Genomic DNA, 22,620 nt, shown 5'->3' with positions numbered 1-22,620 from the left:
GCAGCGAATGAACGGCTGGGCATATGGGTTGTATTGCGTGACCGGACTGGTGTTCTTCTACCTGATCACCAGCGCCTGCCTGAGGCGCCATAGCGACCAGGTGGATGACCAGGCAAGCCTCATACCCTTTGCCGATGACCCGGTGGTGGCGCGCCGGGTCGAGCAGGCCATCGGGCGACCGGTGCCTGCCGAGGCACCGGAGGCTTTGCTGAAGGCTTGAGGGTGGTGCTGTACCGGCATGTCCGCAAGAGCGGGTTGATTCGCTCTTGCGGCTTGGCCTATTGGTGACTGACCCAGTAAACCGCCGTCACGACCACCAGTACAATCAGGCAGAGTATCGCCCACGCATCGACACTGCTGTCCGGCTTGCTTGCCTTGCTTGGATTTCCCATTGCATTGCCTCTTGTTGTGGTTATGGGAATGCACTGCACCTGATGCAGTTAAGTCCAGCAATGCCCTTTGCTCAAGCAGGGTTTTTGTACAGCTCGTCGGTTAGTAGTCCATCGCGTCCTTCAGGAACGGGTATCGATACCCTGGCGCCTTGCCAACGGCGCTGAACCCCTTGAAATCCAGCCCATAGTCGCCCTGCTGTTCAAGCGTGAGCCAGCGCCGTGCCTTGACCGCATCGATCAGCTGAAGCACCGGCACCGGCCGCGGCCGGGCGAGCAACTGACCGATCGGCACGCCCTGCGCATCATCGTGCAGCAGCACCATGGCCCACCCGCCCAGAGAAAAGTGCCCGCCCATCAACACGCTCAATCGACCCTCGATTCGCGCCTGCAGGGCCTGCGGCGAACTGTTCACCGCACTGAACAGCACATCCCGGCCCGGCACCCGCCCGGCCTCCTCGAATGCCTGCATCGCGCCGAACGCCATCTCGTCATTGGCCGACCACACCAGCTGCGTACGCGGATAACGCGCACCCAGCAACTGCGCCTGCTCATAGGCGCGCTGGCGACTCCATTCCCCATACACCAGCTGGCGCAGGTGCACGCCGGGCAACTCGGCCAACGCCCGGTGCATGCCCTGCTCACGCAACTGCGCTGCCGGGGTGTGCTTCAACCCCGAGAACGCCAGCAGGTCCACGCCCTGCTCTAGGGCAGCGGGCGGCAACTGCTCGACCAGCGTCTTGAGCATGCGGTAGCCGGCCTCCTCGTCGTTGCCGGTCAGGGTGCCGAGGACCGGCGGATAACGGTCCGGATACTCGTGCACCTGCCGCGCCTGGTCGACTGTCAGGCCGTTGTTGACCAGAAACAGCCTGACCCCGCTGCCGCGCGACAGGCGGATGATCTCCGGCGCCACGTACTGCTCGTTGACCAGCACCAGGTAGTCCGGCCGCTGCGGCCCCTGAAGCGCCTGTCGCGCCTGATGCAGCACACGCTGGCGATCACGCCCGCTGTACTCGACTCGCAGGGACATGCCCAGGTTCTGCGCGGCGCCTTGCATGAAACGCGAGTAACTGACCCAGAAGGTCTCGTCGGCATTGCCCGGATTGAGAAACACCACCGAGGCCGCCTGGGCGCCACTCACCAGCGACAGGCCCAGCCACACCGACAGGCACAAGGCCTTGAGCATTCGAGTACGCTCCTGCAACGCAAAGCGCCGAGTATAACCGCGACGGCACGGGCAACGCTCAGGTGACAGCCAAACGCTAGCCAGTCTCACTTAGTCCATATAGTTCTTTTCATATGCAAAAACATCACTTTTGCGCATAAACGCAAACTGCTATCTTGCCTCGGCTCCGCCCCGGAGTGCGCGGCCGTGCGCGCGATTAGCTGCAAGCAGCCTGAGAACAGGACCCCTATGTACGTATACGACGAGTACGATCAGCGGATCATCGAGGACCGCGTCAAGCAGTTCCGAGACCAGACCCGACGCTACCTGGCCGGTGAGCTGAGCGAAGAAGAGTTCCGCCCCCTGCGCCTGCAAAATGGCCTCTATATTCAACGTTTTGCCCCGATGTTGCGGGTAGCCGTGCCCTACGGCCAGCTGACGTCGCGCCAGACCCGGATGCTGGCCAAAATCGCTCGCGACTACGACAAAGGCTACGCGCACATCAGTACCCGGCAGAACGTGCAGTACAACTGGCCAGCCCTGGAGGACATCCCCGAGATCCTCGCCGAGCTGGCCACGGTGCAGATGCACGCGATCCAGACCAGCGGCAACTGCCTGCGCAACGTCACCACCGACCAGTTCGCCGGCGTTGCCGCCGACGAAGTGATCGACCCGCGCCCATGGTGTGAAATCGTGCGTCAGTGGACCACCTTCCACCCCGAGTTCGCGTACCTGCCGCGCAAGTTCAAGATCGCCATCAATGGCTCGGCCAGCGACCGTGCGGCCATCGAAGTGCACGACATCGGCCTGGAGCCGGTGCACAACGCGGCCGGCGAACTGGGCTTTCGCGTGCTGGTCGGCGGCGGCCTGGGCCGTACCCCGGTGGTGGGCGCCTTCATCAACGAATTTCTGCCCTGGCAGGACCTGCTCAGCTACCTGGACGCGATCCTGCGCGTGTACAACCGTTACGGTCGCCGTGACAACAAGTACAAGGCGCGCATCAAGATCCTGGTCAAGGCCCTCACGCCGGAGGTGTTCGCCCAGAAGGTCGACGCCGAAATGGAGCACCTGCGCGGCGGCAGCACCACCCTGACCGATGCCGAAGTGCATCGCGTGGCCAAGCACTTCGTCGACCCCGACTACCTGGCGCTGGACAACCTCGACAGCCAGCTGGCCGAGCTCGACCAGCAGCACCCCGGCTTCGCCCGCTGGCGCACGCGCAATACCCTGGCGCACAAGAAGCCGGGCTATGTGGCCGTTACCCTGTCGCTCAAGCCGACCGGCGTGGCGCCGGGCGACCTGACCGACAAGCAGCTGGACGCGGTGGCCGACCTTGCCGAACGCTACAGCTTCGGCCAGTTGCGCACCTCCCACGAGCAGAACATCATCCTGGCCGACGTCGAGCAGCGCCAGCTGCACGCGCTGTGGCTGGAGCTGCGTGAAAACGGCTTCGCCACGCCGAACATCGGCCTGCTGACCGACATCATCTGCTGCCCGGGTGGCGACTTCTGCTCGCTGGCCAACGCCAAGTCGATCCCGATCGCCGAATCCATCCAGCGCCGCTTCGACGACCTGGACTACCTGTTCGACATCGGCGAACTGGACCTGAACATCTCCGGCTGCATGAACGCCTGCGGCCACCACCACGTCGGCCATATCGGCATTCTCGGGGTGGACAAGAAGGGCGAGGAGTTCTACCAGGTGTCCCTGGGGGGCAGCGCCAGCCGCGACGCCAGCCTGGGCAAGATCCTCGGCCCCTCGTTCGCCCAGGACGACATGCCGGACGTGATCGAGAAGCTGATCGATGTGTACGTCGAGAAACGTACTGAAGACGAGCGCTTCATCGACACCTACCAACGTATTGGCATCGACCCTTTCAAGGAGCGCGTCTATGCAGCGAATCATTAAGGGCAACCAGATCGTCGACGAAACCTGGCACCTGCTGCCCAAGGACGTCACCCTGGACGAACTGACCAACTGCGACGACTACATCGTGCCGCTGCACCTGTGGCGCGAGCACGCCCATGCCCTCAAGGCCCGCGACGGCGGCCTGGGCGTGTGGCTGGATGCCGACGAGGAAGCCGAGGAAATCGGCGATGACGTGGCCAGCTTCCAGGTCATCGCGTTGAACTTCCCGGCCTTCACCGACGGGCGCAACTACTCCAATGCGCGCCTGCTGCGTGACCGCTACAAGTTCACCGGCGAGCTGCGTGCCATCGGCGACGTGCTGCGCGACCAGCTGTTCTACATGAAGCGTTGCGGTTTCGACGCCTTCGCCCTGCGGGCCGACAAGGACCCGGTCGAAGCGCTGCAGAGCCTGCAGGACTTCTCGGTGACCTACCAGGCCGCCACCGACGAGCCGCAGCCGCTGTTCCGTCGACGCTGAACACCGCCCCATGAAAAAGGCCCCTTGCGGGGCCTTTTTTTGTGGCGTCGAATTTACAACCGGGTGACCTGGTCAGGCACGCTGTTCCAGATTTCTGCCGTCAGCGTCTCCAGCAACTTTTTCTCCTCCTTGGCCAGGTTGGCTTGCAGTACGTGGCTCTGGCGCAGGTACGCCGCTTCGGTGATGTGCCCGGCATCGGCATCTGCCTGCAAGGCCTCCATGCGGGCGTGCAGCGGCTTGGCGATGCGCTGGTAGCGCTCGGCATACTGCACCTTCAGGTAACTGACCCAGAAGTCGCGCTGGGCAATCGAAGCCTTGAGCACTGCCGGCGTCTCGCCCTCTTCGATCTCCTTCTGCGCAGCCTTGATATCGGCATCGCTGACCTGGGCAGTGGCTCGGTAGCGCATGGTGTTGGGCTGCCCCGGCAGTTCGAGCGGCTCGGTCAGCGCGGTACGGTAAGCCAGTCGCACTTCGACCTCGTCCACCACCGTGCCAGCACGCACACGTGCATCGATGACCCGCCGGGCAATCAGCTCGACCTGCTCCAGACGATACAGCCCGCGCGCCAGCTTCATCAGTGACCACTCGGCACCCAGCTGGGTACCCAGCGCCAGGGCCTGGTTGATCAGCACCTGCACCTCAAGCTGGCTGAACACCAGGATCACCGCATCGCCACAATTGCGCACGCTGTCCAGGGTCTGCAGTACCTCCTCGCGCAGCGCCATGTTGGCGCTCACTGCCTTGATCAGCGCCCACACCCGCTGCTTGAGGTCGTCGTAGGTCTCGCGAAAATCGGACGTCTCCCCCAGGTCATCGAACAGCCGGAACAGTTCGCCGGTGCCCGGTTCGGCCTTGAGCGCATCCCACATCGCCTGCAGTTCGGCCGCCTGCACCGCATCTGCACCGGCAAGCCAGGCCGTGGCACCAGCAGCCATCGGCTCGGGCGCAAAATGGACGCGCAGGTTCGGCGTCACGCCAAAGCTGATACGCGTGCGCTGACGATAGACCGTCAGCCTGACCTGGCTGTCGGCATCGATCGGGTTGCCGTGCAGGCTGGTGACCCGATTGATCCTCAACACCCGATCGACACGCTCGGCTGAGGGCGCCAGCACGTCCTGCGGCACCACCTGAATGTTGTTGGCGCGCAGGTCGACCTCTTCGAGCATGTCAAGGTCCATCAGGCCGGTCGGCCAGGTACTGATGCCCGTGTGCTGCAGCCTGAGCCCGCGCAGGTCGACCAGGGTCGAAACATCGGGCGCGGTTATCAACGGGTTATGGTCCAGGTTGAGGATTCTCAGGCGAACCAGTTTGGCCAGCACCGCATTGGCAGCAGCATCCATGACCAGGCTGTTGTAGCTGAACGTCAGCCGGGTGATGCGCGGTATGGCTTCCAGCGCGGCAGGCAGGGTGCTGAACAGGTTGTTGGAAAGGTTGAGCCAGCGCGTATTGGCAAACTGCTCGATAAAGGCCTCGGGCAACTCACTCAACTGCATGTCGCGCATGAACAGCGACGCCACATGGCTGAAATCGGCACTCAGAATCGGCAGACCGTCAAGGCGCGTCTCCGACAGGTTGAGGGTGTAGCCGACGGTTCGCCCTTCAAAGGTTACCACCGGGCTGGTCTGGCGCCGCCAGCAACGCTCGATGCGATCGGCCGCCACCTCCCGGTGGCGACGGGTGGCGAAACTCACGGACTGATCGTTGCGCCAGGCGGTCAGCTCATCGATCAGCTTGAACAGTTCCTGGCGACGCCCCTCAAGCTTGACCAGCAGCTCCTCCTCACTGAGCCCCTCACCTAGCTCCTGCAAAAAGGCCTGCACCTCGTCCACCGCCAGGTCGGGGTACAGCGCCCGGGCCCGCTGCACCGGCGTCTGCGGCCTGCCAAACGGGCGCCGGCCACTGAGCGGATAACCGATCTGGCCATCGAGCATGCGCATTGGCGGCTTGAACCAGCGCGTGCGCGGACGCACGCCGATGCTGCTACGCACCGCAGCCGTATCCTTGGCGGCATTCTCGGCCAACATCAGGCGCAACGCGTCGGCCTGGTTGATGTTCAGGCCCAGCAGCACGCGCTCGCTGTCGGGCAGCGCATGCAGCATGGCGGCGCACAACGGCTCCACCCCGCCCAGCGCGTTATGCTCGCTGTCATAGGCCTGATAGCCTTCGTCCAGCCGCGCGAGAATACGCTTGGTGCCGGTGGCCGTGCTGCGCCCGACCGCCTTGAGCTCATCGCCCCACGGGCTGCCCTCACGTACCTGCAACAGCACATCGCCAGACCAACCCGGCAAGGCCTGCAACTGGTCCATGGCAACCTTCAGGCAGTCCAGGCGATCGGTGTAGCCCAGGTAGAGGCCCTCACGGGCACGCACCACGCGCGCCTGCTCCGCCAGCCAGCGGGCCTGTTCGGCCAGGCGCAACGGCACCCGCGGCGGGTTGGCGGTGAGCTGCGCTCGCTCGCTGACGCTGGCACTCTCGACCAGCTCTCTGGCCTGCCGCCACGCCAGCCCGGCAAACTGCTTGCGTACCACCGCCATGCCCGCCACCTCCTGCACCGGGTCGGCGCGGTAGAGGCTGTCGAACACCTGGCTGCGGTTGACGCTGGCGTAACGGGCATAGGCTTCACGCAATTGCGTCAGGCGACCAGCCTCGGTCCTGGCCAGGTAGGGGCCGAACAGGGCCTTCTCTTCCTGTTCGGTCAAGCCCTGCAGCAGCGTTGTCAGGAAGCGACCGTCGACCAGTTCCTGGCGCGTGATCGACAGGGTCCGGTTGTCGGCGCTCAGCGGCGTACCGTACTCCTTGACCAGCTGCCCGTCCTCCATCACCCGCACCAGCACACCGGCCGGCCAACCCGGCATGCGTGTGAGCAAGGCCAGGGGCAAGGCATCGAGCTCGGTGGCCAGTGGTTGCCCGTCGCGCATGGCCGCAATCACATCCGCCACCCTGCGGCTCATCTGCCAGCGCACCAGGCTGTCGCCGAGCAACGCCGGCAAAGGCTCGTTGTTGCTGTGCAGGCGGCGCAGGCGGGCCTCGTCGATGCCGGTGATGGCGGCCATGTTCAGCAGGTCCTCGTCACCCATGCCGTCCACCAGATGGCCCAGGCGCCGCCACAACGTCAGGCCTTCCCACTGCTGCGGGTCTTCGGCCTCGAGGCGCCAGGCCCCGGCGCCGTTGTGCACCACCGGCGGCTGGTAGGCGTCATCGCGAGGATGGCGGACCTGGTACTGGCCCGCTTCGGTGCCGACCACCTCGTAGGCGCGGCCCTGCACACGAATGTAGGTCTTGTCGCCCACGCTGTAGCGCCCCTGAAGGTCCGGCACGACCCCCGACAGATCGACATCCGCGGCATAGGGCTCCAGCTGCGGCTTCCACAGCCGGTACTGCCCGTTGGCCAGCCTGATCTGGACTGTGCCTTCCAGCAACTCGCTGCCCGGCCCGACGGCCAACGGCTTGAGGGCAAGCCCCAGGCCCACGGCGAATGCAATGTTCAGTGCCACCGACTGCAGGTGCGCCATGGCCAGCTCGCGATCACCCACCTCCCAGTCCTCGATGCCCTCGACCACCTCCCCGATCAACTGGCCGGCCGCCACCACCGCCATCACCTCCCCCAGCCCGGGTACGAAGAAGGCGGCGCTGTTGAGCACGTTCAGACCGATGCTTTCCCAGTACGCCAGGCGCGCCTCGCGGGCCGCTTCGTCCGCGTCGGCACTGGGCACGGCCAGGTGCCGCGCATCAGCCTTGGCCTTCTCGATCAGGCGTCGATGCTGCAACTCGAACAGGTCATCTTCCACACGGTGTTCACGCAGGTACAGGTCCGCCTCCAGGTTGGGCTGGCGCTCCAGCAGCCCGTGCTGGCCATCGACCAGGTGAAACAGATTGCTTTCCAGCAGCCCGAAGAAGCGCTCTTCATCGGCCCGGGCCACACACGCGCGCATGGCCTGCTGATAGGCCGGCGAAATCAGGTTGATGCGCAGGTCGCGCTTGAACGCCTCGATGCTCGGGTATTCCTTGAGCGGGTACAGGGGCGCGCCAGGCACATACACCAGCACAGGCTCGGTCTGCTCGCTGAGCAGGCGGTCGGCACTGGCCACCCAGATACCGGACAAGCCAATGCCGAACATTTCCAGGGTGCTGAACACCAGGGGCTTGCCGTTGTACTGGGCGGCACCGGTGCCATCGAGCCAGCCGAGCAAGGCGCTGCGGGCAGCCTCGCCAATCTCGCCCTTCATCGCCGCAATCCAGGTGCGCACGCGCAGGCGCGCCTTGTAGGCCTCGATGGACTGCCGGCGAACCCGATCATGGGTGGCCGGCGCCTCGTACACTGCAGCCAGGTGGTCCTGGTACTGCTTGCCCAGGTCCAGCTCATGGCACACACGGGCAAAGTCGCGCGGGGCCACCGCCAGCTTGCTGCTGTAAACGTAGCGATAGCGCGGCGCGTGCTCGCTGCCAGGTACCAGAGCCATGGAAAATGCGCCCTTGGCCGCCAGGGCCGTACCGGCGTCGAATTCGGCATCCCGGGCAAAGTTCTGCAGCGCCGCCTGCAGCAGGCTCTGGCGCCTGGGCACCACGCGCACCAGCGCACCCAGCAGTTCGGTGTCGTGGGTAACGTGCACGAATTCGTGGGTGTTGACGTCGTCGTCGCGCTGCAAGTCGCGCTTGAGCCTGGCCTTGAGCAGCGGCTCGGCGAACTCGACGATGCCTTTGAGGGGGCGCAGGGTACGCGCCAACGCGTCGGCGCAGGCGCGGGCGTGCTGCTGGCAGGCGAGCAGTGCCTGGCGCTGGTCCTCGCGGGCATTGCTGAACCAGGGCGCCGGCGCATCCCCTGCGCCCTGGTGCTGTTCGGCACCCCAGGGCCGGCTCAGGGCCGCGAAACTTGCAGGGGTGGAGTGCTTGAGCCAGTCAGGCATGCGCTGATGGATGAAGGGGCCGTGCGGCCCCGGGGTGACATAGGTGTCGGTGGAATCGGTGGGAGTGGTCATGATGGTCCTCGGGGTAGATTGAACCCCAAGCAGACCCCATCATGACGCAGGTGAAGTGCTACATATTGCTCAGCGCCAGCGGCCCAGACGGCTCCACAAGCCCACCAGGGTGTTCTCGATGGAGGCGCTGGCAGCCAGGCCAACGCGCTCCTGCAGGCTCTTGCGTTCGGCAAAATGCAGGTGATACAGGTTCGAATCGCGAGCGCGTTCGCTCAGGTATTCGTCACTGGTGCGCAGCTCGTCCACCAGTTGCTTGTTCAATGCCGCCACACCCAGCCAGACCTCGCCGGTGGCCACCTCATCGATGTGCAACTGCGGGCGGTAACGCGAGACGAAATCCTTGAACAGCTGATGAGTCACGTCCAGGTCTTCCTGGAACTTCTCGCGGCCCTTCTCGGTGTTTTCGCCAAACACGGTCACGGTGCGCTTGTACTCACCCGCCGTGAACACCTCGAAGTCTACATCGTGCTTTTTCAGCAGGCGGTTGACGTTGGGCAACTGCGCCACCACCCCGATGGAGCCCAGAATGGCGAAGGGCGCACTGACGATCCTGTCACCGATGCAGGCCATCATGTAGCCGCCGCTGGCCGCCACCTTGTCGATGCACACCGTCAGCGGCACGCCGGCCTGGCGGATACGCGCCAGCTGCGAGGAGGCCAGGCCGTAGCTGTGCACCATGCCGCCACCGCTTTCAAGGCGCAGTACCACTTCGTCCTTGGGCGTGGCGAGGGTCAGCAGCGCGGTGATTTCATTGCGCAGGCTCTCGGTGGCCGAGGCCTTGATGTCGCCGTCGAAATCCAGCACGAACACCCGCGGCTTGTCCTCGGGCTTTTTCTTCTGCTGCTTGTCGCGCTTGGCCTGCTGCTTGCGCAGGGCCTTGAGCTGGGCCTTGTCGAGCAGACCCGACTCCAGGCGCTCGCGCAGGTCCTTGTAGAAATCGTTGAGGCGAGTCACATGCAACTGCCCCCCGGCCTTGCGCCGGCCCTTGCCGCGCAACCCGGCAATGGCCGACAACACCACCAGGAGCGCGATCACCAGGGTCGCGGTCTTGGCCAGAAAGCTGGCGTATTCAGCAAGAAAATCCACAGTAGCTCCTTAACATGTCTGCGCCCGTACGGCGCCAAACGTGGCCCAAGCATACCGGCGCGGCCACGCCTCCACCAGCGTGGGCAACGCCCCGAAACGCAGTTCAAACGACCTTTTCAAACGCTTGTATGTTTTTTCGTTGACAGGCCGCCATCGGCCACCTACCCTCGCCAGAACCTTCACTCCAGGCATACGACGTGGGCAGCATCTACCTCATTCGACATGGCCAGGCCTCCTTTGGTGCCGACGACTACGACGTGTTGTCGCCGACCGGCATTGCCCAGAGCGAAGCACTGGGCGATCACCTCGCCCAGCTGGGCCTGCGCCTGGATCGCTGCGTGGCCGGGGACCTGCGCCGCCAGCAGCACACCGCACGCCTGGCCCTGGCCCGCCTGCAGGCTGCCGGCAGCGCGGTACCCAGCCTGGAAACCGACCCTGCCTTCAACGAATTCGACGCCGACGCCGTCATCCGCGCGCTGCTGCCCGGCCTGCTGCCGGACGAGCCCGAGGCGCTGCACATCCTGCGCAATGCCCGCGACAACCGCAGCGAGTTCCAGCGCCTGTTCGCCCTGCTGGTGCAGCGCTGGCACGGCGGCGAGCACGATGTCGACGGCCTGCAAAGCTGGCAGGCCTTCGTCGAGCAGGTGCACGACGGCCTGCAACGCCTGCTGCGCGAGGCCGGGCAAGGCGACAACATTGCCATCTTCACCTCCGGCGGCACCATCACCGCCCTGCTCCACCTGATCACCGGCATCACCCCCAGCCAGGCGTTCGCGCTGAACTGGCAGATCGTCAACACCTCGCTCAGCCAGCTGAAGTTTCGTGGCCGCGAGGTGGCGCTGGCTTCCTTCAACAACCAGGCCCACGTGCAGTTGCTGAGGGTGCCGGCGCTCATCACCTACCGATGAGCACCGGCCTGTTGCGGCCCCAGGGTCGCTTACATCACTTAATAAGGAATACACCATGACCGACGTAGCTAAAGCCGTTCAAGCCATGCAAGAGAAGTTCAACCCTGCCGCCGCTGCCGGCCTGGACCTGGTGTTCGGCTTCAACATCACCGACGAAGACAAGCACTTCTCGCTGATCGTCAAGGACGGCACCTGCGATCTGCAGGAAGGCGAAAACCCTGACGCCAACTGCACCCTGGTGCTGGACAGCGAAACCCTCAAGGGCATCGTCAGCGGCGAAACCGACGGCATGCAGGCCTTCATGGGCGGCAAGCTGCGCGTCGAAGGCGACATGATGCTGTCGATGAAACTCAGCGAGCTGTTCCCGGCCTGAGCCTTGCGCTGATGCCGACCAGAACCGAAGCCTTGTGCTTCGGTTTTTTTTCGCCCGGCATCAGGGGTGGTGATCGTGGTGCAACACGCTGGCCTATAACACAGTCAAACACTTGTTCGGTTTATCCACGAGAATTAGATTAAACAATAATCAGCGACTTTCAGAATAAGGGAAAAGCATGACGCTCACCGACCAGTCGACCCAGGTTCGCCCCGGCGAAGAACTCGATGCCGCCCTCATCGACCCTTATCTCAAGGCCAGCATTCCGGGCCTGAGCGGCACGCCGGTGATCAGCCAGTTCCCCGGTGGCGCGTCCAACCTCACCTACCTGCTCAGCTACCCGGACCGCGAGTTCGTGCTGCGCCGCCCGCCGTTCGGGCAAAAGGCCAAGTCGGCCCACGACATGGGCCGCGAGTTTCGCATCCTCAACCAGCTCAACAGCGGCTTCCCCTATTGCCCCAAGGCCTACGTGCACTGCACCGACGAATCGCTGATCGGCGGCGAGTTCTACGTGATGGACCGGGTCAAGGGCATCATCCTGCGCTCGGACCTGCCCCCCGAGCTGGGCCTGGACAGCCAGCGCACCGAAGCCCTGTGCAAGAGCTTCATCGACCGCCTGGTCGAGCTGCACCAGGTGGACTACACCGCCTGCGGCCTGGCCGACCTGGGCAAGCCCGAAGGCTATGTGCAGCGCCAGATCGAAGGCTGGAGCGCACGTTATGAAAAGGCCCTGACCCCGGATGCACCGCGCTGGGAAGCGGTGATCGCCTGGCTGCGCGAGAAGATGCCGGCCGACCACCCACGCCCCGCCATCGTGCACAACGACTACCGCTTCGACAACGTGATCCTCGACGCCGACAACCCCATGCGCATCATCGGCGTGCTGGACTGGGAAATGACCACCCTCGGCGACCCGCTGATGGACCTTGGCAATACCCTGGCCTACTGGATCGAAGCCGGCGACCCTGCGCCCGTGCAGCTGATGCGTCGCCAGCCGAGCAACGCACCGGGCATGCTCACCCGGCGCCAGTTCGTCGACTACTACGCCGAACGTGCCGGGCTGCAGATCGACAACTTCGACTTCTACTACACCTACGGCCTGTTCCGCCTGGCCGGCATCGTGCAGCAGATCTACTACCGCTTCTTCCATGGCCAGACCCAGGACAAGCGCTTCGCCCAGTTCGTGCACATGAACAAGCTGCTGGAGCACATGAGCCTGCAGGTCATCGGCAAATCCACGCTCTGACGCCCTACAACTACAAGGAACCCGCCCCATGTCCAAGACCCAGTTGTTCGACCTCGACGGCAAGATCGCCTTCGTGTCCGGCGCCAGCCGCGGCATCGGCGAGGCGATTGCCCACCTGCTGGCCCAGCAGGGTGCCCACGTGATCGTGTCCAGCCGCAAGCTCGACGGCTGCCAGCACGTGGCCGACGCGATCATCGCCGCCGGCGGCAAGGCCACGGCGGTGGCCTGCCACATTGGCGAGATGGAACAGATCGGCGCGGTGTTCGCCGGCATTCGCGAGCAGTTCGGGCGCCTGGACATCCTGGTCAACAACGCCGCCACCAACCCGCAGTTCTGCAACGTGCTGGACACCGACCTGAGCGCCTTCCAGAAGACCGTCGACGTGAACATCCGCGGCTACTTCTTCATGTCGGTCGAGGCCGGCAAGCTGATGCGCGAAAACGGCGGCGGCAGCATCATCAACGTGGCATCGATCAATGGCGTATCGCCGGGGGTGTTCCAGGGGATCTACTCGGTGACCAAGGCGGCGGTGATCAACATGACCAAGGTGTTCGCCAAGGAATGCGCCCCCTTTGGCATCCGCTGCAATGCGCTGCTGCCGGGGCTGACCGACACCAGGTTCGCCTCGGCGCTGGTCAAGAACGAAGCGATCCTGAACACGGCGCTGCAGCAGATCCCGCTCAAGCGCGTGGCCGATCCGAAGGAGATGGCGGGCGCGGTGCTGTACCTGGCCAGCGATGCGTCCAGCTACACCACCGGTACGGCGTTGAATGTGGATGGGGGGTTCCTGTCCTGATACCGCAAAGCGGGTCAAGCCCGCTCCCACAAGGATCACCGCTATTTCTGTGGGAGCGGGCTTGACCCGCGATAGGGCCCTGACAGGCACGCACCATCTCCTTTACCATAGCGCCCCTCAGGCGCAGCTTTACCGTTCTGCGCCCCAGTCGAATAAGCCCAACACCATGCCCTTCGAACTCAGCGTAGATCTCACCACCCTAGCCATTCTTGCCGCCGTGGCCTTCGTGGCCGGGTTCATCGACGCCATCGCCGGCGGCGGCGGCCTGCTCACCACCCCCGCTCTGCTCACCGCCGGCATGCCGCCGCACCTGGTGCTGGGCACCAACAAGCTCAGCTCCACCTTCGGCTCGGCCACCGCCGGCTTCACCTACTACCGGCGCAAGCTGTTCCACCCCGCACAGTGGCGACATGCCCTGGTCGGTACCCTGGTAGGGGCCTTCATCGGCGCCATCGTTGCCCACTACCTGCCGGCCGAATGGCTGAACAAGATGCTCCCGGTGGTGGTGTTCGCCTGCGGCGTTTACCTGCTGTTCGGCGGCACGCCAAAGGCGCCGCTGGACGCCGATGCGCCGATCAAGAAGAAGTGGCAACTGCCCCAGGGCTTGACCCTGGGTTTCTATGACGGCGTGGCCGGCCCGGGCACCGGCGCGTTCTGGACCGTCAGCACCCTGCTGCTCTACCCCATCGACCTGGTCAAGGCCAGCGGCGTGGCGCGCAGCATGAACTTCGTGAGCAACGCCGCAGCACTGTCGGTGTTCATCTTCTCCGGCCAGGTGGACTGGGCGGTGGGCCTGGCCATGGGCTCGTCGCTGATGGTCGGCGCGTTCTTCGGCGCACGCACCGCCATCAGCGGCGGCAGCAAGTTCATCCGCCCGGTGTTCATCACCGTGGTGCTGGCCCTGACCGTGCGCCTAGCGTGGCAGCACTGGTTCGGCCAGGCCTAGGCGGCGCGCCACGTACAGGTCGATCAGGTAACGCGCAATCGAGCGGCCCGCCGGCAACGGCGGCAGCGCATGCACGCTGAACCACTGGGCATCCTCGATCTCGTCGGCCTGCATCACGATCTCGCCGCCGGCGTATTCGGCATGAAAGCCCAGCATCATCGAATGCGGGAACGGCCAGCACTGGCTGCCCACGTACTGGAGGTTCTTCACCTCCAGCGCCACCTCTTCACGCACCTCACGCACCAGGCAGTCCTCGGCCGACTCGCCCGGCTCGGCAAACCCGGCCAGGGTGCTGTACACGCCGGTCACGAAGCGTGGCGAGCGCGCCAGCAGTATCTCGTCGCCACGGGTGATCAGCACGATCATGCTCGGCGAAATGCGCGGGTAGCTGCGCAGCTCGCAGCCGGCGCAGTACATCGCGCGCTCCCACTGGATCTGCACCATCGCCTGCCCGCAACTGCCGCAAAAGCGGTGCTCGCGGGCCCAGGTGGCGATCTGCGCGGCATAACCAAGGAGGGTGTAGGTATCGGAATCGCCTTCCAGCATGAACTGGCGCAGGCCGCGCCAGCTGCAGCCCTGGGGCGCCTGTGCCGAGCGCAGTTCGAGCAGAAACACCGGCTGGCCGTCGAAGTGGCCGATGCCGTGCTCGCACACCACGTCCAGGTCCTGGCGCCTGAGCCAGTCCCGCGGGAACAGCGCGCCGTTGGCGTCCACCAGAAAGCCCTCGGCACAGTGGGCGACGGCCAGGCCGCCGGGGGTGTTGGGGTCCAGTACTGCAGTGGTCCAGCGCGCTGACATGTTGCGTTCCTTGAGGGTTCGCGACCGGGCTCAGTCGTCGAACTGCGGTTTCTGTTTGCTCATGCTGGCGGCCATCGCCACCCGCAGGTCGGTGGATTGCAACATGGCAGCGTTCCAGGTGGCAATGTATTCCAGCCCGTCGTCGATGCGGTGATCGCGCATGTAGCTGAGCATCTCCTTGGTGCCGGCCACGGCAATCGGGGATTTGCCCGCGATCTCGGCGGCAATCGCAAAGACCCCGTCCAGCAGGCTGGCCTGATCGTCGAAGGTGCGGTTGACCAGGCCGATCTGGCGCGCCTCGTCGGCGCCGACAGTGCGCCCGGTGTAGGCCAGCTCGCGCAGCATGCCGTCGCCGATGATGCGAGGCAGGCGCTGCAGGGTGCCGACGTCGGCGGCCATGCCCATGTCGATTTCCTTGATCGAGAACTGCGCATCGGCAGCCGCGTAGCGCATGTCGCAGGCGGCGATCAGGTCGATCGCGCCGCCCAGGCAGTAGCCCTGGATGGCTGCCAGCACCGGCTTGCGGCAGGTATCCACGGCGTTGAACGAGGCCTGCATCTGCAGGATCTTGCGCCGCAGCAGGCGCGCGTTGCGGCCTACGTCCTTGCCCATTTCGTTGGCCACCGAGGCCAGCAGCATCAGGTCGATGCCGGAAGAAAAATGCTTGCCGGCGCCGCTGATCACCACCACGCGCACCGCGTCGGTCTCGTCGATCCACTGGAAGATCTCGACGATCTCGCTCCAGAACGCGGCATTCATGGCGTTGATCTTTTCCGGGCGGTTGATCTGGACGTGGGCGATGCTGTTCGACAGTTCGACCTTGAACGCGGTGTAGTCGGTCACGTGGCACTCCTTGGGCTGACGCGGGATGGGGTGGCTGGACTATATCGCAGACCGTAGGCGGCGCTTGTGCCAAAGGCTGGGCTGTTGCTCCTGCACTGCAGGAGCCGGCCTTGCCGGCGAAGCGGCCACCGCAGTCACCCGCAGCGGGCCCTGTCGCGCACCGGACACTGCGCCCGGTGCAGGTTCAACGCCGTGTTGATGATGCCGATATGGCTGAAGGCCTGCGGGAAATTGCCCAGCATGCGGCCACCTTGCGGGTCGTACTGCTCGGCCAGCAGCCCCACATCGTTGCACAGCCCGCACAGGCGCTCGAACAACGCCTGGGCCTCTTGCTGGCGCCCCAGCAGCACGTACACGTCCGCCAGCCAGAACGAGCACACCAGAAACGTACCCTCCCCCGGCGCCAGCCCATCGCAGCCGCTGTCGCTGTCGTAGCGGCGCACCAGCCCGTCATGCAGCAGGCGCTTCTCGATCTGCGCCAGGGTTGCCAGAAACCTCGGGTCGTCGGCTGGCAGAAAACCGGTCAGGGCAATCTGCAGCAGGCTCGCGTCCATCTCCTGCGAGCCATAGGCCTGCACAAAACAGCCCAGCTGCGCATCGACGCCCTGCTCGCACACCTGGCGATGGATCTGCGCGGCCACCTCGCGGTAGTGCGCAGCCTGGGCTTTGCCCTCCTCGGTCGGCTCGCTCAGGCTGGCGGCCCGATCGAACGCCACCCAGGCCATCACCTTGGAGTGGGTGAAATGCTGCTGCGGCCCGCGCACCTCCCAGATGCCCTCGTCGGGCTGGCGCCAGATGGTCTCCAGGTACGGCATGATCACCCGCCCGATCGCCGCACTGCGCGGCAAGCGCGGCAGGCCGCCGCGCATGGCCTGACACAGCGCATCGGCCACCTCGCCATAGATGTCCAGCTGGTGCTGCACCGCCGCGGCATTGCCCACCCGCACCGGCTGCGAACCGGCATAGCCGGCCAGCCAGGGCAGCTCGTACTCCGGCAGCCGGCGCTCGCCGGCCAGGCCGTACATGATCTGCATCTGCTCGGGGTTGCCCGCCACCGAGCGCAGCAGCCATTCGCGCCAGGCCTGGGCCTCCTCGAAGTAGCCCAGGTTCATGAACGCCAGCAAGGTCATGGTGGCATCGCGCAGCCAGCAGTAGCGGTAATCCCAGTTGCGCTCGCCACCCAGGTGCTCCGGCAGCGAGGTGGTGGCCGCGGCCACGATGCCGCCGGTGGGTGCATAGGTCAGCGCCTTGAGGGTGATCAGCGAGCGCTTGACCCGCGCCGTGTGCTCGCCCACCTGCGGGCAGCGCGCAGCAAACTCGCGCCACTTGTGCGCGGTGTCCAGCAGCGCCTGCTCCGGCTCGAAGGCCGGCTGCAACGGCAGGTGCGATGGCTGGTGGCTCAGGCTGAAGGTGTGGCGCTGCCCGGCCTTCACGCTGAAGCGGCTGCCGGTATGGTGATCGCGTGCGTGGGTGCTTACCGTGCTGCGCAGGGTCAGGCGGTCCGGCCCGGCCACGGCGGTCAGGGTCAGCGGGTCGAGCTTCTCGACCCAGGGCACGCTGCTGCCATAGTCGAAGCGCATCACCAGGTCCATGTCGAAGGCCACCTCGCCCTCCAGCCCCTCGACGATGCGCAGCACGCTGTGGTGCGCATCGTCCAGCGGCATGCAGTCAATCAGCCGCGCACGGCCGCTGGCAGTGACGAAGGTGGTGTGCAGGATCAGGGTGTCCTGCTGGTACTCGCGGGTTACCTCCAGCGGCGCTTCACGCGGCGCGATCTGCCAGCGCCCGTTTTCTTCGTCGCCCAGCAGCGCGGCAAAGCAGGCCGGCGAGTCGAAGCGTGGAAAGCACAGCCAGTCCAGCGAGCCGTCACGGCCCACCAGTGCTGCGCTGCGGCAATTGCCCAGTAGTGCGTAGTCTTCGATGGCGCCCGTCATGAACCTCCCGTCAACCAATGCTGTGCCAGACCCGCCGATCGCGGGCCAGCAGTTCGTCGGCCGCCTGCGGCCCGTCTTCCCCGGCCGCATACGGCTGTACCTCGCCGCCCTGCGCCCAGGCGTCCAGGAACGGCTGTACCGCACGCCAGCCGTTCTCGATGTTGTCGGCACGCTGGAACAGCGTCTGGTCGCCCGTCAGGCAGTCGTAGATCAGGGTTTCGTAGCCCGTGGAGGGCTGCATCTTGAAGAAGTCCTTGTAGGCAAAACCCAGCTCGACGTTCTCCATGGCCAGGGTCGGCCCCGGGCGCTTGGCCTGCAGGTCGAACCACATGCCCTCGTTGGGCTGGATCTGGATCTTCAGGTAGTTGGGCTTGGGCCGCTCGGCGTCGCTGTCGCGAAACTGCGCATAGGGCGCCGGCTTGAAGCAGATGGCGATCTCGGTGTCACGCACGCTCATGCGCTTGCCGGTGCGCAGGTAGAACGGCACGCCCACCCAGCGCCAGTTGTCGATCATCACCTTGAGCGCCACGTAGGTTTCGGTCTGGCTATCGGGGTCGACCCGTGGCTCTTCGCGGTAGCCGGCCAGCTTCTTGCGCCCCTGCTTGCCGGCGGTGTACTGCCCGCGCACCGAGTTCTTCAGGGCCATGGCCTTGGACCACGGGCGAATCGCGCCGATCACCTTGGCCTTTTCACTGCGCACCGCGTCCGCGCCAAAGGCGGCGGGCGGCTCCATCGCCACCATCGCCAGCAGCTGGAACAGGTGGTTGGGCACCATGTCGCGCAGTGCCCCGGTGGTGTCGTAGAAGGCGCCACGGGTTTCCACGCCCACCGTCTCGGCAGCGGTGATCTGCACGTGATCGATGTAGTGGTTGTTCCAGAACGCCTCGAACAGGCCGTTGGAAAAACGGCTGACCAGGATGTTCTGTACCGTCTCCTTGCCCAGGTAGTGGTCGATGCGGTAGATCTGCTTTTCGCTCATCACCTTGAGCAGGCAGGCGTTCAGCGCCTCGGCGCTGGCCAGGTCCGAACCGAAGGGCTTCTCCACCACCACCCGACGAAAGCCGTTGGCCTCGTCCAGCAGCCCGGCCGCCCCCAGTTGCTGCACCACGCCGCTGAAAAAACGCGGCGAGGTGGCCAGGTAGAAGATCGCGTTGCCGGTGCGCCCCTTGTCGATGCGCTCGGCGATGGCCTGGTAGGTGGAGGGCTCCATGAAGTCGCCGGTGAGGTAGCCGATGCCCTTGGCCAGGCGCTTCCACAGCTTGTCGTCCAGGCACCGGGTGGCGCCCTCGCCCTGGTCGCGTTCACGCATGAAGGTTTCCAGGCGCTCGGCGAATTCGCCGTCGGTGGCCGGGTTGTGGTCGACCCCGACGATGCGCATGCCTTTGTCCAGCAGGCCGTCGCGGTGCAGGTTGTACAGCGCCGGCATCAGCAGGCGTTTGACCAGGTCGCCATTGGCGCCAAACAGGAACAGGGTACAGGCTGGTGCCGCTTCGACGTCGTGTTCACTCATTCGGGCTTCTCGACATGGCCACCAAAACCGAAGCGCATCGCCGACAGCAGCTTGTCACCGTAGGTGCCCTGCTGCTGGCGTGAGCGAAAGCGCGCGAACAGTGCGCTGGACAACACCGGTACCGGCACCGCCTGCTCCACCGCCGCATCGATGGTCCAGCGCCCTTCGCCGCTGTCGGACACCGAGCCGCTGTAGCTGCCCAGCTGCGGGTCGGCCACCAGTGCATCGGCGGTCAGGTCCAGCAGCCACGAGGTGACCACGCTGCCGCGGCGCCACACCTCGGCGATTTCGGGCAGGTTGAGGTCGAAGCGCTGGTCGGCCGGCAGGCTCTCGCTGGCCTTGGTCTTGAGAATGTCGAAGCCCTCGGCATAGGCCTGCATCAGGCCGTACTCGATGCCGTTGTGGATCATCTTGACGAAATGCCCGGCGCCGGGTGGCCCGGCATGGATATAGCCCTTTTCGGCGCGCTCGCTGGGGCCGGTTCGGCCACGGGTACGTGGAATGTCGCCCTCACCCGGTGCCAGGGTGGCGAACAGCGGCTCGAGGCGTTCGAAAATCGCCTGCTCGCCGCCGATCATCATGCAGTAGCCGCGCTCAAGGCCCCACACGCCACCGGAGGTGCCGACGTCCACGTAGTGCAACTGGCGCTCGGCCAGGTGCTGGGCGCGGCGAATGTCGTCCTTGTAGAAGGTATTGCCGCCGTCGATGATCACATCGTCCGCTTCCAGCAGGTCGGCCAGTTGCGCGATGGTCTGCTCGGTGGCCTCGCCCGCCGGCAGCATCACCCAGACCGCGCGCGGCGCGTCCAGTTGCTGCACCAGTGCGGCCAGGTCGGCGGCGCCTGTGGCGCCCTCGGCCACCAGCGTATCGATGGCGGGCGCGTTGCGGTCATGCACCACGGTGTGGTGCCCCTCGCGCATCAGGCGCCTTGCAATATTGCCGCCCATGCGGCCCAGCCCCACGATTCCCAGTTGCATGTGCCGATGCTCCGTAAAGTGTAGAAAGCCTGCTCAGGCCTTCAAGGTTAGTCCAGGCAGGCCCGGGTTGGTTTCATCGACCAACGGCACGACAGCGATAAACAAAAAAGTTCCCATGACAGGAAAAAGAATTCAGAATCGCGGCCGATCGAGCGTCTACGCTCAAACCATGTACCAAACCAATTGCGAGGTGTGCAATGGGAACCTTGATGTCAGCGAGCCCACCCCAGACCCTTTACGTGAGCGTGCGCCGCGACGAACTGCGCCGCCTCAAGGAAGAACGCGACCAGTTGCAGCGTCAGGTGGCGCAGCTGAGCCTGCTGTTGCAACAGGCCCAGGGCAGCGACAAGGCCGTGGTCACTCTCTAGGCGGCCAGCAGCGCCCGCGCCGAATACACAGCGCCGGCCACCGCCACCAGCAACAGCACCAGCCCCGACAGCCGGGCCACCAGCGCCCGGTGCCGCTGCGCCAGGGCGCCGCGCATCAGCGCGATGTACAGCGCCAGCACCCCCAGGTCGACCACCAGCCACAACGCCGCCAGCACCCCGATGCTGGTGCCGAACGAGGCCGTGACGTGGATGAACTGCGGGAAGAACGCCACGAAGAACAGAATGTCCTTGGGGTTGGCGATACCCACCGCAAAGCCGTGCCACCAGCCACTTGCCCTGGGCGGCGGCGCATCCTCCACGGCTGGCGCACGCAGCGCCCCCAGCCCCAGCCAGGCCATGAACACGCACCCCACCAGCGCCACCGCATTGAGAACCACCGGGCTGAGTGCCAGGCTGCCGGCCAGGATCAGCGCAGCGGCGGCCACCAGCACCAGGGAGGCGGCATTGGCCCCCAGCGCCGTGCGTATGGCCGCCCCGGTGCCCGAACGCCCGCTGGTGCCGACCACCAGCGCCACCACCGGCCCAGGGGTGGCGATCAGAATGAGTACAGTGCCCAGGTAGGCCAACAGCAGCGTGGTGTTCAAAAGAGGCTCCTTTGTCGTCAATACAGGTCAGGTGCAGAGTGTGCGCAGCTGCATCGCCCTTGAAAAACGCAAAATGCTCTGCCCTACTACGACAAATACTCATCATGGACTGCCCCTGGCATGGTTGAACGTCTGCCCCCGTTGTATGCACTGCGCGCCTTTGAAGTGGCGGCGCGCACCTGTTCGTTCACCCGCGCCGGGGAAGAGCTGGCGCTGACCCAGAGCGCCATCAGCCGCCATATCCGCACCCTGGAGGCCCAGTTCGGTTGCCGCCTGTTCGAGCGCCACGGCCCGCGCCTGCGCCTCACCGATGCCGGGCGGCGCCTGGCCGAGCAACTGGGGGCCGGCTTTGCCCTGATCGAACAGGCCTGCCAGCCGTTTCGCAGCGCTTCGCGCCACCTGCGCCTGAAGGCGCCCTCCACCCTGACCATGCGCTGGCTGCTGGGCTGCATCCAGCGCTACGCCCAGGCCGACACCGTGCAGCTGGCAAGCGTGTGGATGGACGTCGACAGCGTGGATTTTGCCAGCGAGCCCTACGACTGCGCGGTGCTGCTGGGCAATGGGCAGTTCGGTGGGCAGGTCGAGGTGTGCAGGCTGTTCGATGAGCGATTGATCCCGATCTGTGCGCCGGGGTTGCTGGGGGATGGCGTGTGGGATGCGCAGCGGCTGGCCAGAGTGGCGTTGCTGCACCCGTCCAATGACCGGCGGGACTGGCAGCGCTGGCTGCGCGGGGCGGGCCTGCTCGAGCAGGTCGACCTGCAGCGCGGCACGCTGTTCGATACGCTGGAGCAAGGGATTGCGGCGGCCATGGCCGGGCATGGCGTGTCGATCGGCGACCTGGCGCTGGTGAGCGACGATGTCCGCGCCGGGCGGCTGGCGTTGCCGTTCGAACAGGCGGTGGCAACGGGAGATGCCTACTACCTGGTGTGGCCGGTGGGCAGTGCGTGGCGCGAGAGCATCGAGCGGCTACGGGTGTACCTGCTGGGGCAGTTGCCGGCCTGAAAAACTTCGCGGGGCAAGCCCGCTCCCACAGGCACGGCGCAGGTTTCGAGAACGGCGCTGTACCTGTGGGAGCGGGCTTGACCCGCGATAAGGCCCTCAAGCCCGACCTCAGTTCGAACAGGCGATGGCAACGGGGGATGCCTACTACCTGGTGTGGCCGGTGGGCAGTGCGTGGCGCGAGAGTATCGAGCGGCTACGGGTGTACCTGCTGGGGTAGTTGCCGGCCTGAAAAACTTCGCGGGTCAAGCCCGCTCCCACAGGTACGGCGCTGGTTTCGAGAACGGCGCTGTACCTGTGGGAGCGGGCTTGACC

Annotated in this window: 18 protein-coding genes and 1 pseudogene; 10 read left to right on the top strand and 9 right to left on the bottom strand. The window is 65.4% G+C overall.

From position 1 onward, the window contains the following. Positions 1-7: 7 nt before the first annotated feature. Positions 8-220, top strand: coding sequence for a hypothetical protein (locus tag QMX96_RS21070; RefSeq protein ID WP_054915446.1), 213 nt, complete (start codon positions 8-10; stop codon positions 218-220). Between the two features lie 272 nt (positions 221-492). On the opposite strand, the gene QMX96_RS21065 is transcribed toward QMX96_RS21070, so the two are convergent. Next, a complete protein-coding gene (locus QMX96_RS21065) occupies positions 493-1,575 on the bottom strand; it encodes an ABC transporter substrate-binding protein (RefSeq protein WP_058541135.1) in 1,083 nt (360 codons plus the stop codon). A gap of 228 nt (positions 1,576-1,803) precedes the next feature. Here QMX96_RS21065 and QMX96_RS21060 point away from each other — a divergent pair, with 228 nt between their 5' ends. Further along, a complete protein-coding gene (locus tag QMX96_RS21060) occupies positions 1,804-3,462 on the top strand; it encodes a nitrite/sulfite reductase (protein ID WP_043859916.1) in 1,659 nt (552 codons plus the stop codon). Next, positions 3,446-3,940 carry a DUF934 domain-containing protein gene (locus QMX96_RS21055; protein ID WP_043859917.1) on the top strand — a complete coding sequence of 165 codons (495 nt, stop codon included), beginning with the start codon at positions 3,446-3,448 and terminating at the stop codon, positions 3,938-3,940. The genes QMX96_RS21060 and QMX96_RS21055 overlap by 17 nt, the downstream gene beginning before the upstream one ends. Positions 3,941-3,993: 53 nt before the next feature. On the opposite strand, the gene QMX96_RS21050 is transcribed toward QMX96_RS21055, so the two are convergent. Together QMX96_RS21050 and sohB are read right to left on the bottom strand one after the other, a co-directional pair. Continuing rightward, a complete protein-coding gene (locus QMX96_RS21050; protein WP_282362337.1) occupies positions 3,994-8,916 on the bottom strand; it encodes an NEL-type E3 ubiquitin ligase domain-containing protein in 4,923 nt (1,640 codons plus the stop codon). Positions 8,917-8,985: 69 nt separating this feature from the next. Further along, positions 8,986-10,002, bottom strand: coding sequence for a protease SohB (gene sohB, locus QMX96_RS21045; RefSeq protein ID WP_054915449.1), 1,017 nt, complete (start codon positions 10,000-10,002; stop codon positions 8,986-8,988). 197 nt (positions 10,003-10,199) lie between these two features. Between sohB and QMX96_RS21040 the strand changes: the two genes are divergently transcribed. From QMX96_RS21040 to QMX96_RS21020, 5 genes are all read left to right on the top strand, one after another. After that, positions 10,200-10,910, top strand: a complete 711-nt coding sequence (locus QMX96_RS21040; protein WP_054915450.1) for a histidine phosphatase family protein — start codon at positions 10,200-10,202, stop codon at positions 10,908-10,910. 55 nt (positions 10,911-10,965) lie between these two features. Then, entirely contained in the window at positions 10,966-11,283 is a 318-nt protein-coding gene (locus tag QMX96_RS21035) for an SCP2 sterol-binding domain-containing protein (protein ID WP_043859921.1), read from the top strand. A gap of 178 nt (positions 11,284-11,461) precedes the next feature. Further along, a complete protein-coding gene (locus QMX96_RS21030) occupies positions 11,462-12,529 on the top strand; it encodes a phosphotransferase family protein (protein ID WP_054915451.1) in 1,068 nt (355 codons plus the stop codon). 28 nt (positions 12,530-12,557) lie between these two features. Next, on the top strand, positions 12,558-13,325 hold the full coding sequence (locus QMX96_RS21025) for an SDR family oxidoreductase (RefSeq protein ID WP_043859923.1): 768 nt from the start codon (positions 12,558-12,560) through the stop codon (positions 13,323-13,325). Positions 13,326-13,491: 166 nt separating this feature from the next. Then, positions 13,492-14,271, top strand: a complete 780-nt coding sequence (locus tag QMX96_RS21020; protein ID WP_043859924.1) for a TSUP family transporter — start codon at positions 13,492-13,494, stop codon at positions 14,269-14,271. Here QMX96_RS21020 and nudC read toward each other — a convergent pair. The 5 genes and pseudogenes from nudC to gnd all read right to left on the bottom strand — a co-directional run. Continuing rightward, positions 14,239-15,069: an NAD(+) diphosphatase gene (nudC, locus tag QMX96_RS21015; RefSeq protein WP_058541138.1), complete on the bottom strand. Its 831-nt coding sequence runs from the start codon at positions 15,067-15,069 to the stop codon at positions 14,239-14,241. The genes QMX96_RS21020 and nudC overlap by 33 nt on opposite strands. Before the next feature lie 30 nt (positions 15,070-15,099). Continuing rightward, positions 15,100-15,912, bottom strand: a complete 813-nt coding sequence (locus QMX96_RS21010) for a crotonase/enoyl-CoA hydratase family protein (RefSeq protein ID WP_043859926.1) — start codon at positions 15,910-15,912, stop codon at positions 15,100-15,102. 134 nt (positions 15,913-16,046) lie between these two features. After that, on the bottom strand, positions 16,047-17,846 hold the full coding sequence (locus tag QMX96_RS21005; RefSeq protein ID WP_054915454.1) for a glycoside hydrolase family 15 protein: 1,800 nt from the start codon (positions 17,844-17,846) through the stop codon (positions 16,047-16,049). Between the two features lie 10 nt (positions 17,847-17,856). Further along, entirely contained in the window at positions 17,857-19,356 is a 1,500-nt protein-coding gene (zwf, locus tag QMX96_RS21000; RefSeq protein WP_054915455.1) for a glucose-6-phosphate dehydrogenase, read from the bottom strand. Beyond that, a pseudogene (gnd, locus tag QMX96_RS20995) lies at positions 19,353-20,339 on the bottom strand (phosphogluconate dehydrogenase (NAD(+)-dependent, decarboxylating)); the annotation flags it as partial. The pseudogene gnd and the gene zwf, both read right to left, overlap by 4 nt. A 191-nt stretch (positions 20,340-20,530) precedes the next feature. On the opposite strand from gnd, the gene QMX96_RS20990 reads away from it, so the two are divergent. Continuing rightward, positions 20,531-20,701 (top strand): DUF6026 family protein, encoded by a 171-nt coding sequence (locus tag QMX96_RS20990; RefSeq protein ID WP_221181553.1) that lies wholly within the window; start codon positions 20,531-20,533, stop codon positions 20,699-20,701. Here QMX96_RS20990 and QMX96_RS20985 read toward each other — a convergent pair. Further along, a complete protein-coding gene (locus QMX96_RS20985) occupies positions 20,698-21,306 on the bottom strand; it encodes a LysE family translocator (protein WP_043862636.1) in 609 nt (202 codons plus the stop codon). The genes QMX96_RS20990 and QMX96_RS20985 overlap by 4 nt on opposite strands. A 120-nt stretch (positions 21,307-21,426) precedes the next feature. Between QMX96_RS20985 and QMX96_RS20980 the strand changes: the two genes are divergently transcribed. After that, on the top strand, positions 21,427-22,308 hold the full coding sequence (locus tag QMX96_RS20980) for a LysR family transcriptional regulator (RefSeq protein WP_282362336.1): 882 nt from the start codon (positions 21,427-21,429) through the stop codon (positions 22,306-22,308). The last annotated feature ends 312 nt before the right edge of the window (positions 22,309-22,620 follow it).

It is taken from the genome of Pseudomonas sp. PS01300 (assembly GCF_029960155.1).
Lineage (GTDB): Bacteria > Pseudomonadota > Gammaproteobacteria > Pseudomonadales > Pseudomonadaceae > Aquipseudomonas > Aquipseudomonas palmensis.
Note: the sequence above shows the minus strand (reverse complement) of the source record. Positions and strands in the feature narration are given on the sequence as shown.